The following is a 641-nucleotide window of genomic DNA, read 5'->3' as shown; positions in this document are numbered from 1 at the left end:
GACGTTGAAATACCCGCCCGAGGGCTTCTCACTACGCTGGTACGAGGCGCTGCTCGATCCCGTTCGCTCCGGGACAGAACATGCGGCCGCCTTCAACTCGTTAAAGATTGCGGGCCTTGCCGTCCTGGGTTCGCTGCTCTTCGCGGTCCCCGCCACCATCGGCATGAGCCGGATGCGCAAGGGTACGGTCGGCGCGATCGAACCGCTGCTTCTGTCGCCGCTCGTCCTTCCCAGCCTGGTTTACGGTCTGGCAGCGCTGATCGTCGCCAATTTCGTCGGGTTTCAACCGTCGCTCTGGCTGACCGTGACCGGCCATGTCGTGGTCTTCGGGCCGTTGATGTACCGCGCCGCGTCCGTCGTTGCGCAGGGTCTCAATCCGTCGCTCGCGGAGGCATCGACCGTCATGGGTGCCTCCTGGTTCACCACGCTGCGCCGGGTGACATTTCCGCTCTTGATGCCGGGGATTCTCGCCGGCGCGTTCCTGGTCTTCATCCAGTCGCTGGACAATGTCTCGATCTCGCTCTTTCTCGCGGATGCCGAAACCACGGTCCTGCCGCTGCGCATGTTCGCGCTGATCGAGGAATCGCTCGACGTCCGCGTGGCGGCGATGTCTGGCATCCTCATCGGTCTCACGCTGATTG

At 63.7% G+C, this 641-nt stretch carries 1 protein-coding gene; it reads left to right on the top strand.

What is annotated here, in order from left to right:
• Positions 1 to 641, top strand: a 641-nt coding sequence (locus AC1D35_RS36685) for an ABC transporter permease (RefSeq protein ID WP_477942982.1), incomplete at both ends; no start/stop codon positions are given.

It is taken from the genome of Rhizobium sp. P1_E6 (genome assembly GCF_056405875.1).
The sequence above is the reverse complement of the archived record's forward strand: the minus strand, read 5'-3'. Positions and strand labels throughout refer to the sequence as shown.